Below are 12,578 nucleotides of genomic sequence, written 5' to 3'. Positions count from 1 at the left end.
GGGTGTCACTCCCGTCCGAGTATCGAGGCCGCCGTGTCGACGCCCTCGCGGGTGCCGATCACGATCAGGGTGTCCCCGCCGGCGAGCCGGAAGTCCGGGGCGGGGGAGGGGCGGGCTTCCGCGCGGCGCAGGACGGCCACGATCGAGGCGCCGGTCTCGGTGCGCATGCGGGTCTCGCCCAGCAGGCGGCCGTTCCAGTACGAGTGCGCCGACAGCTCGATCCGCTCGGCCACCAGCCCCAGATCGGTGGTGTGCAGCACGTTGGGACTGTGGTGGGCGGGCATCATCGCATCGATCACCGAAGCCGTCTCCGCCCCGGTCAGGTGCAGGGACTGTGCACAGGCGTCGGGGTCGTCGGCGCGGTAGACGTTCACGGTCCGCGTGCCGTCCCGGTGGGCGATGACCGACAGGTGGCGGTTCTCGCGGGTGGTGAGGTCGTATTGGACCCCTATGCCGGGCAGCGGTGTGGTGCTCATGCGTGGAGCGGGCACAGCTCTGTCCCCCCTTGCTCTGTGCTCGATGGCGGTACGGCGCCGGGTGGTCGGGAGGCAGGATCCCGGCCGGGCGCGGGTCCATCGTGCCACCCCGGGTCGCAGACACGTGCGGGAGCCGCCCGGCCCGTCAGGCGGCCGGCCGCAGCCGGACGCAGCACCGTCCGGGGCCGGGCGCCAGGCACGCCTCGAGTCCGGCCTCGCCCAGGCCGTCGAGAATTCCGCGCAGCAGGTGGAGGTTCATGCCGCACACCGTCCGGGTGTGCTCCTGGGCCAGCACCTGGAAGGGGCAGTTGGCCAGGACGACGGCATCGTCCTCGCGGCGCGGCTCGAAGCCGTACCGTTCCAGCAGGTCGAAGGCGTTCGTCCCGTCCTGCGCGCCCAGTCGTGCACCGAGTTCCCCGGCCTTGCGATGCAACACCTCGCGCACCGGCCCGCCGGTCGCGTCGGATTCCTCCACGGCTTGGGCGAGCAGCCGTCCGGCCAGCTCGTAGCGGCGGTCAGGCAGGTGGACGGCGACCTGCTTCGCCGAGCGGCGGTAGAGCTTGGCCGGTCTTCCCGCGCCCGGTCCGGACCGTCCGCTGCGGCGCTCGTAGACGACGTCGAGCAGCGCTTCGGCGGCGAGCCGGTCCAGGTGGAACGCGGCGGTCTGGCGGGCCAACCCGAGGGCGGCGGCCGCCTCGTCCCGGCTGACGGGGGCCGACTGGCGCACCACGTGGTCGTACAGCCTCCGGCGGGTCGGCTCGTCGAGGGCGGCGATGGCGGAGACGTCGGCGTCGCGTACTTCCTTCGAGGTGTCCACGCACCCAGTGTAAAACCCACAGCCATTGACTAAAGAGCTGGACGAGGGTTCTATTGTTAATGAAACTTGTCGATAGAAGGAGGGGTCATGACCTCCGCACCCACAAGCACCACCTCCGCCCCTCGGCGGGCGCTGCGCACCGACCCCGGCTACCAGGCGTTCGTGATCCTGCGCATCGGATTCACCGTCGCGCCGATCCTGTTCGGGCTGGACAAGTTCGCCAACCTACTCGTGGACTGGCCCACCTACCTCGCGCCGTGGATCGACGACATCGTGCCCGGCAGTGCCCAGGCGGCCATGTACGCCGTCGGCGTGATCGAGATCGTGGCCGGCATCGTCGTGGCCCTGGCCCCGCGGTTCGGGGGCTGGCTGGTGGCCGGCTGGCTGGCGGGCATCATCGTCAACCTGCTGACCATCCCCGGCTACTACGACGTCGCCCTGCGCGACTTCGGACTGCTCCTCGGCGCCGTCGCGCTCGCGCGGCTCGCCCAGCGCTACCACCCCGAGCGGAAGCAGCCGTGAACGGGCGCGGAGCGCGCTGAATCCCTCCGGCGGGTGGCGCCTGACGGCGTCGCCCGCCCTACCGTGCCCGCTCGGACCCCCGGACCGTGATCGGGCCCTTGCTCTCCGGGCGTCACCGCGGCCGCGCTGACAGCCTGACGGCCGGCACACCTCGCCCGGCACGGGCGGGGATGCCGTCCCCGCACAGCGGACATATGGTCGCCATATGGGTGACGGCCGGTGTGGCGGGTGCGGCGCCGCGATGTCAGGGCACCCGGTGACGGCCGGCCGGGAGGCCGGCGCCGGCTGGGCGCCGAGAGGCGCCGGTCCGGGCATCGGGGCGGAGGCGGCCCGCGTCCGCCCCTGGCGCGATCGGTCCGCCCACGCTGCCGAACGGCGGCGGTGACGGCATGCGCTCCCCAGCCGCCTCCCCCGCGGGCCCCGGCCCGGAGCGGCTCGACGCCGCCGTCGCCGATGTGGTCCGGGGAACCGGCGCTTCCATGGCTCTCGTCTACCTGTTTCCGCCCGGTGAGCGGGTCCTGCACCTGGCGGTGGTGTCGGGGGCCCCGGCACACATCACCGCTCCGTGGGCCCGGATCGACATCACCGCACCGATCCCCGTCGCGGACGCCGTACGCGACGGGCGCCCGGTGTGGTTGAGCGGCCGCGAAGAGATCGCCCGCCGCTATCCGAGGCTCGGGCTCGTGCTGCCCTACGACTTCATGCTCGCCGCCGCCCCGATCACGGACGGCACCACCTCGACGGGCGGCCTCGTGCTGCTCTGGCCCAGCTTCCGCCCGCCCGAACTGGGCCCGGCCGAAAACGAGGCGATCGACGCCTTCTGCCGCACGGCCGGCGCCCTGCTGCAGCAGGCCGCCGACGCCGGGCACCTCGCGCTGCCGGGGGACAAGCCCCGGGTACTGCCGCCACCCAGCTCACGCGCCCCCGAACGCGGGGAAGCGCTGGCCGCGGTCACTTTCGCCGAGCGCCTGCCGGTGGGCTGCTGCGCCATGGACCTGGACGGCCGCATCACCTACATCAACGCCGCCGCGACGGGCCTCGTCGGCGCCGGCGCCGACGTCCTACGGGGCTCCCGGCCGTGGGAGGTGCTCCCGTGGATGCGCGAGCCCGTCTTCGAAGACCATTACCGGGGAGCGGTGGTCAGCCGCCTGCCCACCTCCTTCACCGCGCTGCGTCCACCGGATACGTGGCTGTCGTTCCAGCTGTACCCCGACGCATCCGGCATCAGCGTCCACATCACCCCGGCCACGGCCCCTGGGACGGCGCACCTGTCGCCTCGGCACCCGCCACCGTCCGCGGAGCTGGCCGGCGCGACCTCCCTCTACCACCTGATGCACCTGGCCGCCGCCCTCACCGAGGCCGTCGGGGTGCAAGAGGTCGTCGATCTCGTCGCGGACCAGATCGTGCCCGCCTTCGGCCCCCAGGCCCTGGCCCTGCTGACGGCAGAAGAGGGCCGGCTCCACATCATCGGCTACCGCGGATACACCGCCGAGCTCATGGAACGCTTCGACGCCCAGTCCCTGACCGCCGACACGCCGACGGCACGGGTCCTGAGCACCGGTGAGCCCAGCTTCTTCAGCGACTTCGCCGACCTCCAGCGCGCGTACCCCTCCGCCGTCCACCTGGACGACATGGCCTCCTGGTCCTTCCTGCCCCTGATCGCCTCCGACCGGCTCGTCGGCTCTCTCGTCCTCGCCTACGCCCAGCCCCACCCCTTCACACCGGCCGAACGCGCCGTGCTCACCTCACTGGCGGGCCTCCTCGCCCAGGCACTGGACCGCGCCCGCCTCTACGACACCGAGCACGAGCTCGCCCAGACCCTGCAATCGGTCCTGCTCCCGCACAGCCTGCCCCGCGTGCCGGGCCTGGACGTGGCCGCCCGCTACCTGCCCGCGGGCCGCGGCATGGACATCGGCGGAGACTTCTACGACCTGATCCGCTGCGGCGGGACCGCGGTCGCCGCCGCGATCGGAGACGTCCAGGGCCACAGCGTCACCGCCGCCGCCCTCATGGGACAGGTCCGTACCGCCGTCCACGCCCACGCCACCGTCGGCACACCCCCCGGGGAGGTCCTCGCCCGCACCAACCGCCTCCTGGTCGACCTCGACCCGGGACTGTTCACCAGCTGCCTGATCGCTCACATCGACACCGCACGGCACCGGGCGCGCATCGCCACCGCCGGACACCCTCCGCCGATCCTGCGCCACCCCGACGGACGTACCGAGGTCCTCGACGTCCCCCCTGGCCTGCTGCTCGGCATAGACCCCGACGCCGACTATCCGACCACCGAGGTCCCGCTGCCTCCCGGCAGCATGCTCGCCCTGTACACCGACGGACTCGTGGAGGCTCCGGGCATCGACATCGACGTCACCACGGCCGACCTCGCCCGCCAGCTCGCCCACGCCGAAGGCCGCACGATGGACGCCGTCGCCGACGCCCTCGTCGCATACGCCACGGCTTCCGCGCCGCGTCACGACGACATCGCCCTCCTCCTGATCCAGGCATCCTCCGAACGGTGAAGCGGGCGACCGCCCCGCAGGAGTGGGAGCCGCCCGGCTCCGGGAGATGACGCCCGGCTCGGCGGCCCCGGACATCCGCAGGGTGAATGAGCCGCCGGGGGCCGGGCAGGCGGAGTGCAGGCGGAGCGCGTCATCCGCCGCGCTCGGCATCGGCGCCCCCTCGGCGGCCGCCCCGCCTGGCTCCTGCCCGAGGGCGCCCGGATGCGACGAGTCCGGGTCCCTCACGCGCCCGACTCGAGAAGGGGATGATCGTGAGTACGGCTGGACTTCGGCCCTGGACTCCGGACGGAGCGGGCCAGGCGGTTCCCGGGAAACGGACTACTCGGCGTGAGCTGAACGCTGTCGGCGCCGTCCCGGTCGTCACCCTGTCGGCGCATCGTGGGCGGGGGCGCACATGAAGACCTCGAAGATCGCGTACAGGCCGGTCGGGCTGGCTCTGGGCACCGTCAGCGGCATGATCGCGGGGATGGCGTTCAAGCAGGCCTGGAAGTTGATCGAAGGGCAGGGTGACGCTCCCGGCGCCACCGACGAGGACCGCTCCTGGAAGGAGATCCTCATCGCCGCGGGTCTCCAGGGCGCGATCTTCGCCGTCGTCAAAGCCGCCGTCGACCGTTCCGGGGCCGTTGCGACCCGACGGGTGACGGGCACCTGGCCGGGGTGAACCCCGCGCGCCGCCCGGGTCCCGGCCCGGGCGGGAGGTCCGTGATGGCCAGCTGCCCAGCCTCCAGGGGAACCACGGGGGCTGGGCAGCTGGCTGCGCGCGTCTACATGGGGTCCATGGTTCCGCTGCCCCTGCCGTTCTCCTGCTCGCTCTTCTCCCGGATGTGCAGGGCCTTTTCCGTCAGCCGCTGCCGTTCCGCGGGATCGGTGGCGTGCTGCGCCGCCTGCTCCAGTTCCTGAGCCTTGTCACGCATCTGCCGGGCTCGTTCGCTCGGCTGGTTCTCGCCGCTCATGATCAATCCTTGGTTCGTGGAATGCGGGTGCCTCCAGCCAAACAGCGTGGGCGTCCGCCCGCCACCGTAAGCAGCGCGCGCCGCCACGGCGGGGCTGCCCGGAACGGGGTCCCGACGAGGGCCTCCTCACTTCGGCGTCCGGCGCAGGCGCCCGCGCAGGCGCCCGCGCAGGCGGCCCGGGCGCCGGGCGCGGGCGTGCTGGTCGAGTTCCTCCAGCAGGCGCCGGGACCGCGTGTCGACGTCCAGCTCGTCGAGGACCCGGTCGATGTCGGTGAGCAGCGCGCCGCGCAGCTGCCAGTGCGCCGGATCCTGTAGGGCGGAGGCCAGCAGCAGATCCGCCAGCCGGTCGCGGTGGGCCCGTGCCACGGCCAGCTCCCCGGTCAGACGGGCCTCGGCCTCCTCCGCGTTGGCACTGACCTGAGCCGTGATCAGCTGGGCGAAGCTCTCCACGGCGGTCGCCGTATGGCGCAGTACCTGCTGGAGCGCGGCCGCGGTCCCGGCCTCGAAGAGCGGACCGTCGGGGCGGGCCTTCGTCAGGTCGGCGAGCGTCCGGCAGGCGACACGGAGCACCACCGCGCAGATCTCCAGGGTGTCCAGGCCGGTGCGCAGCACCAGCCTGAAGAGCAGGCCCTCCTTGACCCGCGGATTGAGCCGGAGGCTGTCCTCGGCCTGCCGCAGGGCGGCGTCGACCTGCGCGATGTCGTTGTCGAGCCGGCGTGCCTCGTGGAGCCGGGCCGCGGCCTGTTCGACCTTGGTCGGGCCGGACGTCTCCTCGCCGAGGTGGTCGAGGAGCCGGCTCATGCGGAGCGCGAGGTCGGTGATCGCGGCGCCCGCCGGGCCGACCCAGAGGGGCGGTGCGAGCAGCAGGTTGACGAGCAGCCCGACCACCGCGCCGATGACCGTCTCCAGGACCCGGTCCCAGGCGGTGTCCGTGACCTGGGTGACACCGAGGACGAGCATGGCGCTGATCGCGACCTCGGGGACGAACTCGTCGACCCGGACCAGGTGGCCCACCACGAGGGAGGCCAGGATGAGCAGGCCGAGGCTCCACCAGGTGAGGCCCACCAGCACGCTGAAACCGATCGCGATCAGGACGCCGACCACCACGGAGTTCACCCTGCGGATGCTGGTGGTCAGCGTGGAGTACAGAGTGACCTGGACGACGAGCAGGGCGGTGAGCGGGGCGGTCAGCGGGTTCGGCTCGCTGCTCAGGCGGAGCGCGACGGCGTAGCTGATGACCGCTGCCGCGGTGGACCGCAGGGCTTGGACGGCGACCGGCTCGCGGCGGCGCTGGGCGACACGGGTGACGATCCTGCTGATCATTTCCGGCATGCCGGGCACCTTCCCGCGAGGTCACCGGATGACGCGTCGCGGGTCGGCACTTTCTCCGTCTCCCGATGGGGCCCGCGGCGACCCCTCGCGGATACGGCCGGCCGCCGGGACCGACTCCGCCCGAATTCGTCTACGGCTCCGCGATGCGGGTAGGTACGTGGCATGGGGCATTGTGCCCCAAATGGGGCCTGATGAGGGGAGACGCCGTGCAGGGCAAGGAGAACAAGCGTCAGGAGCCGGGGAAGGGCCGCGAGGAGCAGGCGCAGGAGCACCCCGGCCCCGACCCGGTACATCCCGAGGCGAGCAAGCCGGTGGCCGGCAAGGGCCCCGACGAGATGAGGATCCGGGAGCAGCGGATGAGGACGCGGGAGCGGAAGACCCCCGAAGACCAGGACGGTGAAGCGGGCTGACCCGCGCACCCCGACGTGCGCGTCCCGGCCGGGGCCGTGGCCGGGACGGCTTGGGGGAACGCCGTGTTCGGTGCGGTGCGCCTTCCCCGGCTCCCCGGGCGGGGCGCCGGGGAAGGCGTCGGGGGCCGCGCCGGGGTCGGCGGTTCGGGGGCCGCGCCGGGGTCGGCGGTCCGGGCCCGGGTCGCGCGGGAGGAAGCGCGGCCAACCCCTGGTCAGGGGCCTTCGTCGTAGGTCCCCGCCTCGACCTCGAGGGCGAGTTCCTGGAGGACCTCGATCGCGGAGACGTCCGTCCGCCCACTGTCGTGCGCGATCGCGAGGCTGGTGAACGCCAGGCTGAACCCGGAGACCATCGTGTGCAGGGCCGGGCCGAGGGCTTCGGCGACCAGGGCCGCCACCTGCTGCGGCGTCGCGTCGGCCGGCACGCTGATCGACGGCAGCATCTCGTTCAGGAGCATCGTGGCCACCCCGGCCGTCGCCGCCGGGTCGTCGCCGCCGTCGCTGTCCTCCTCGCCCGTTTCCACGGCCCTGCGGATGTCCTGGGCTTCGGTGAGGATGCCGATCACCCGCTTGAGTACCTCTGCGCGTTCCACCTTGCGGAGCGTAGCGCCGCATCCCGACGAACGGGGGTCTGGGCCGTCTCTTTCGGATCTTGCCGGGCCCGCGGCGCCTGTGTACCGCACCTGGCCGCGTTGTCGGGGCGCCCCAGTACGTCCAGTACGCGGCACGCCCCTCCGCCTTGCCGTGCACGGCACCGGACGCCGCGGGCTCGGCCGCCACGATCCGAAAGAGACGGCCCAGGCCGTCTTGAAGTCGGTGCAGCTCTGGCTTCCGGCAAGGTTCGCGGCGGAGTTCGGCGCGCGCGCCGGGTGGGGGTGAGGAGGGCCGCGCGGACTGCCGTCATTTGAACGGGCGCGCGGCCGGCCGTCGGGGAACGGTGCCGGTGGGGGCGGGGATCGCGAGCACGGCTGTCGCCGCGGCCGGTGTCGGGGATCGGCGTCGGTCGCGCCGGTGCCACGGTCGGGCCAGGGCCGGTTCGGTGCCGCGGCGGCCTTACGAGGGTCCGCAGAGCGTCCGTTCGGGTGGCGTCATCCCCTTCACGACGGTAAGTGCCGCTGTATGCAGGCCGGCCCGTGCTGTGCTGTGGCCACGACCCGAACACGGTCGTACGCGGGCCCGCCCGCTGTTCGCGGCAGGTCCGCACCAACAGCGAAGGAGGACTGATGTCGCGCCACCACGAGGACCGGCGAAGCCGGAGCACGATCGGTCAACTGCTCGCGGTCACGGTCTTGTTGACCGTGGCCCTCCTGGACGTCTCCGGAGCACACGCCGCCGCCGTCCATTCCAAACCGAACACCAACTGGGACGCCATCGCCCGATGTGAATCCGGCGGGAACTGGCGGGCGAACACCGGCAACGGCCATTACGGCGGGTTGCAGTTCACCCGGTCGAGCTGGAAAGCGGCCGGAGGCCGCAAGTACGCACCGCGCGCCGACCTCGCCACGAAGGCGGAGCAGATCGCGACCGCGCGCAGACTCGCCAAGATCCAGGGCATGGGGGCCTGGACCTGCGCGCGCCGTCGCTGAAGGCAACGCCCTCCGCGGGGCGGCGGAGCCGCCCCGCAGTGGACCGCGGCCGGACGCGAAGACGCACAGTGGCTGTTGACGACCGCATCCGTCTTCCCGCCGCACCACGAAGGCAGTTGGAGTCGTGATCTGCGACCCGGCCCGTGCTGAGCGCTGCCGGGCGGCCCGGCGGCGGCGCCTCTCGCCGGCGGGGTAGCGGCGCACCAGATGTCCCGAAGAGAGTGCCATGCCCGTTACGGCCTGCTTCTCCTGGCTACTTCTGAGTCACCCGCACGATCATGTACCGTCCGGAACCTCTTGATCCGCTTCAGTGCCCCGCCGCCCGATGAGGAATCATGTTCGCCCATGCCGACGCACCGATCGCCGCTTCCACCGGGCGAGCCGCCCCCGACAAGCCATCCCGGATAGCGGACGGGGGGGCGCTCCTTTGAGATTCCGGCTCAGCCGCTCCGGCAACCCTTCCGCCTTCCCGACCCCGGAGGACCTGGCGCCCGCCCCGGGTCCGGCCGTACACGCCGCGGAGCCCCAGGCCGCCGAGGCTCCCCTGTCGCCCCGCGAGATCGACCTCCTGCGTGCTTCCGTCTCGGTGGTCGAGCCGCTCGCGGCGGACATGACGGTCTACTTCTACGCGATCCTCTTCGCGCGCTACCCCGCGGTCCGCCCCATGTTCCCCCCGGGGATGGACGCCCAGCGCGGCCGCCTGCTGCGGGCGCTCCTGCGCATCGTGGACCTGGTCGACGACCCGCAGAGCCTGGTCCGCTTCTGCGGACACCTCGGTCGCGATCACCGGAAGTTCGGCACGCTCGGCGCGCACTTCTCCGCCGTCGGCGAGTGCCTCCTCGCCTCTCTGGCCCGGTACGCGGGCCCCGCGTGGACCGAGGACATCGCCGCCGTCTGGACCAAGGCCTACGGTCTCGTCGCCCAAGTGATGATCAGTGCCGCCGAGGAGGACGCGGCGCGACGGCCCGCCGTGTGGCCCGCCACGGTCGTGCACCGCGTCCCCCGTGGGCACGGCATAGCCGAGATCACCGTTCGACCGCACGAGGCCTACGAGTACGCCGCCGGACAGTACGTGAGCGTCGAGACCCCCTGGCAGCCGAAGCAGTGGCGCTACTACTCTCCCGCCAACGCGCCCCGCGAGGACGGCACCCTCACCCTGCACGTCCGCGCGGTGGCCGGCGGGGCGGTCAGCGGCGCCCTGGTCCACCGGGCGGTCGTGGGTGACGTGATCTCGCTCGGTCCCCCGATGGGCGACATGGTCCTGGACTCGGCCGCCTCCAGGGATCTGCTCTTCGTGGCCGGCGGCACCGGCCTGGCCCCGATCCGCGCGCTCGTCGAAGAGGTGGTGCGGCGCGGTGGGCACCACCAGGTCGACCTCTTCCTCGGGGCCCGGACCGGGGGCGAGCTGTACGGCGTCGACGACATGCTCCGCATGGCCCAGCGGCATCACTGGCTGACCATCAGGGGCGCGGTCTCCGACGAATACATCCCCGGGCTGCGGGGCTCCTTGCCGGACGTTCTGGCCGAGTTCGGGCCGTGGTACCAGCACGACGCCTACCTCAGCGGCCCGGCCCGGATGGTCGCGTCGGCGAAAGAGGCGCTCACCCTGGCCGGCACCGCGCCCGACCGCATCCACCACGACCCCTTCGAAACGCCCGTCCTGTCCCTTCCCTGAGCCAAGAGCCTGCCCGAACCGCCAGGAGAACACCCCGTGACCTTGCCCCCGCCGCCCTTCGGATCAGTAGGCGAGCACCGGCTGCAGCAACAGCTGGGCACCGCCGACCGCGCCGCCCGGTTCTACGGAAAGCAGGTACACCCGTACCTCACGGCCGAGATGCGGGACTTCATCGGCCGCCAGACCATGGTCTTCCTCGCCACGTCGGACGCCCGCGGAGCATGCGACGCCAGCTTCCGCGCGGGCCCGCCCGGCTTCGTCCACGTCATCGACGACCGCACGCTCGCCTACCCGGAGTTCCGCGGGAACGGCGTGTTCGCCAGCGCCGGCAACATGACGGAGAACCCCCACCTGGGCATGCTCTTCGTGGACTTCACGCACCACCGCATAGGCCTCCACGTCAACGGTGTGGCCCGGCTCCACACCGACGCCGGGCTGCGCTCCCTCCACCCCGGCCTGCCCGCCGGGCCGGTGTCCGGGCGCAGCCCCGAGATGTGGGTCCAACTGGACGTCGAAGAGGCGTACATCCACTGCTCCAAGTACATACCCCACCTGGAACCCGCTCCCCGTCCCGCCGGCCACGACGCCGCGCGCCCCCGGGACGCCGACTACTTCGCCGGGCCGCAGGGCGGCGCGGGACACGTCCTGCCCGCGCAGGGTGGCGCACGACCGGCCGGGTGACGGGAGTGGGAGCGGATCCGGACGTATCCCTCTCGCCGACACCCGCGACGCCCGAACTCCGGCCGGAAGTATCTTGACGTCAAGATTAAACCTCGGGCAAGCTACGCCAGGTATCTCGATGTCGAGATACCTGGCGGGGGACTCGGAGGCCTGGGATGTGGCGGCGCGGTGCGGACAGCCCGAAGGAACGGCAGGAACGGCAAGGCCTGGTGGCCCAGTTGCGACGGCCACCCGGAGGCCGGGACGCGAGGATCATGCTGCTCGCCCAGTTCCTCGACCGCACCGGCACGGGGCTGTGGGCCGCCTCCTCGGTCCTGTTCTTCACCTTCGTCATCGGCCTGGACGCGGGGCGGCTCGGTCTCCTGCTGGGCGCGGCCGCGCTGGCGGGTATCGCCGGATCACCCCTCGCGGGCCACGCGGCCGGCCGTTTCCCGGTGCGCTCCTTGCTCATCGGCTGTCACCTCCTGCGCCTCGGCACCCTCGGCACGCTGCTCGTGGTCACCCGCTTCGACGTCCTGCTGCCCGTGGTCGCCGTCACCTACCTCGGCGACCGCGCGGCCAAGACCCTCGAGATGCTCTTCGCCACGCGCGCGGCCGGTGAGCGGCGAACCACCTACCAGGCACTGTCGCGCAGCACGGCGAACGCCGGTTACGCGCTCGGCGCGGGCATCGCGGCGGCCGGCCTCGCCGTGGGGACGCGGGAGGCCTACCACGCCCTGATCCTGGCCAACGCGCTGTCCTTCCTCGCGGCCGCGGCGCTGGTCTGGCGCACCCGCGAACCGCGCGGCCACGGGCGCGTGGCCGCGCGCACCGGCGATCCGGCGGCAGCGGAGTGCCGGCGGGACGCGCCGAGCCCGTGGCGGGACCGCGGCTACCTGCGCTTCGTACTGCTGGACATACCGATGAACCTGGACGACTCGATCCTGAGCATCGGCCTGCCGCTGTGGCTGGTGGACCACACCGAGGCACCGCACGCCTTGATCCCGGCCTTCCTCGTGACCAACACCGTGCTCGTCGTCGTACTCCAACTGCGCGTGTCGCACAAGGTCCAGGAGCCGCGCCAGGCCGCGGCAGCGGTCTTCCTGTACGGGCTGACGATGCTCGCGTGCTGCGCCCTCCTGGCCGCCACCACCGGGGCCGGGGCCGCGGCCGCCTCGGCCGGGCTCCTCGCCGCGGCCGTACTGGTCACCGTGGCGGAGCTGACGCGCTCGGTGAGTTCCTGGGAGCTGGCGGTCTCGCTCGCCCCAGCTGAGGCGAAGGCCTCCTACCTGGGCGTGGCGGGCATGGCCCAGTCCATCCAGAAGTCCGCCGGCCCGCTGCTCCTGACCGGCGCGGTGATGACGGCCGGCCCGGCGGGCTGGCTCGCCCTCGGCGCGGCCGTCGTAGCCCTGTCGGCCGTCCAGCGCCGGTCCGCTCTGCAGCGGTTGGACACCCTACTCGTCCGACGCCCCGCCACGGCGCCGGACGCCACCCGCCTGCACACGCCCTGACATCCCCGGAACCCCGTATCCGGGCAGGCGGTGCCGGATGTGGTCAGTAGCCTGGTGCCATCGCCATGAAAGCGGACGACTGCCGGCGCTGGACGCCCGTAGCCACGGGAGGGAGAGAGG

Annotated in this window: 13 protein-coding genes; 8 read left to right on the top strand and 5 right to left on the bottom strand. The window is 72.7% G+C overall.

Annotated features, from left to right (window positions below; all coding sequences use genetic code 11):
* Positions 1-5: 5 nt before the first annotated feature.
* Entirely contained in the window at positions 6-476 is a 471-nt protein-coding gene (locus tag ACFWBY_RS15880; protein WP_385331360.1) for a cation:proton antiporter regulatory subunit, read from the bottom strand.
* A gap of 145 nt (positions 477-621) precedes the next feature.
* Positions 622-1,293, bottom strand: coding sequence for a helix-turn-helix transcriptional regulator (locus tag ACFWBY_RS15875; protein ID WP_385331363.1), 672 nt, complete (start codon positions 1,291-1,293; stop codon positions 622-624).
* Positions 1,294-1,380: 87 nt separating this feature from the next.
* Between ACFWBY_RS15875 and ACFWBY_RS15870 the strand changes: the two genes are divergently transcribed.
* From ACFWBY_RS15870 to ACFWBY_RS15860, 3 genes are all read left to right on the top strand, one after another.
* Positions 1,381-1,815: a hypothetical protein gene (locus ACFWBY_RS15870; protein ID WP_385331366.1), complete on the top strand. Its 435-nt coding sequence runs from the start codon at positions 1,381-1,383 to the stop codon at positions 1,813-1,815.
* Between the two features lie 389 nt (positions 1,816-2,204).
* On the top strand, positions 2,205-4,334 hold the full coding sequence (locus ACFWBY_RS15865) for a SpoIIE family protein phosphatase (RefSeq protein ID WP_385331368.1): 2,130 nt from the start codon (positions 2,205-2,207) through the stop codon (positions 4,332-4,334).
* 394 nt (positions 4,335-4,728) lie between these two features.
* Positions 4,729-4,995, top strand: coding sequence for a DUF4235 domain-containing protein (locus ACFWBY_RS15860; protein ID WP_385331370.1), 267 nt, complete (start codon positions 4,729-4,731; stop codon positions 4,993-4,995).
* Positions 4,996-5,098: 103 nt separating this feature from the next.
* Here the strand turns inward: ACFWBY_RS15860 and ACFWBY_RS15855 are convergent, their stop codons facing one another.
* Together ACFWBY_RS15855 and ACFWBY_RS15850 are read right to left on the bottom strand one after the other, a co-directional pair.
* Entirely contained in the window at positions 5,099-5,287 is a 189-nt protein-coding gene (locus tag ACFWBY_RS15855) for a DUF6381 family protein (RefSeq protein ID WP_356661522.1), read from the bottom strand.
* A gap of 126 nt (positions 5,288-5,413) precedes the next feature.
* Positions 5,414-6,619, bottom strand: a complete 1,206-nt coding sequence (locus ACFWBY_RS15850) for an aromatic acid exporter family protein (RefSeq protein WP_385331372.1) — start codon at positions 6,617-6,619, stop codon at positions 5,414-5,416.
* A gap of 191 nt (positions 6,620-6,810) precedes the next feature.
* On the opposite strand from ACFWBY_RS15850, the gene ACFWBY_RS15845 reads away from it, so the two are divergent.
* On the top strand, positions 6,811-7,029 hold the full coding sequence (locus ACFWBY_RS15845; protein WP_385331374.1) for a hypothetical protein: 219 nt from the start codon (positions 6,811-6,813) through the stop codon (positions 7,027-7,029).
* Positions 7,030-7,241: 212 nt separating this feature from the next.
* On the opposite strand, the gene ACFWBY_RS15840 is transcribed toward ACFWBY_RS15845, so the two are convergent.
* A complete protein-coding gene (locus ACFWBY_RS15840; protein ID WP_385331376.1) occupies positions 7,242-7,619 on the bottom strand; it encodes a hypothetical protein in 378 nt (125 codons plus the stop codon).
* 630 nt (positions 7,620-8,249) lie between these two features.
* On the opposite strand from ACFWBY_RS15840, the gene ACFWBY_RS15835 reads away from it, so the two are divergent.
* From ACFWBY_RS15835 to ACFWBY_RS15820, 4 genes are all read left to right on the top strand, one after another.
* The gene (locus ACFWBY_RS15835) at positions 8,250-8,612 is read left to right on the top strand and encodes a transglycosylase family protein (protein ID WP_385331378.1); all 363 of its coding nucleotides are present in this window, start codon (positions 8,250-8,252) and stop codon (positions 8,610-8,612) included.
* Positions 8,613-9,039: 427 nt separating this feature from the next.
* Positions 9,040-10,287, top strand: coding sequence for a globin domain-containing protein (locus ACFWBY_RS15830; protein ID WP_385331380.1), 1,248 nt, complete (start codon positions 9,040-9,042; stop codon positions 10,285-10,287).
* A 36-nt stretch (positions 10,288-10,323) separates the two neighbouring features.
* Positions 10,324-10,968 (top strand): pyridoxamine 5'-phosphate oxidase family protein, encoded by a 645-nt coding sequence (locus ACFWBY_RS15825; RefSeq protein WP_385331383.1) that lies wholly within the window; start codon positions 10,324-10,326, stop codon positions 10,966-10,968.
* Positions 10,969-11,222: 254 nt separating this feature from the next.
* The gene (locus ACFWBY_RS15820) at positions 11,223-12,458 is read left to right on the top strand and encodes an MFS transporter (RefSeq protein ID WP_385331385.1); all 1,236 of its coding nucleotides are present in this window, start codon (positions 11,223-11,225) and stop codon (positions 12,456-12,458) included.
* Positions 12,459-12,578 lie beyond the last annotated feature (120 nt).

This window comes from Streptomyces sp. NPDC060049 (genome assembly GCF_042736715.1).
GTDB lineage: Bacteria > Actinomycetota > Actinomycetes > Streptomycetales > Streptomycetaceae > Streptomyces.
Note: the sequence above shows the minus strand (reverse complement) of the source record. Positions and strands in the feature narration are given on the sequence as shown.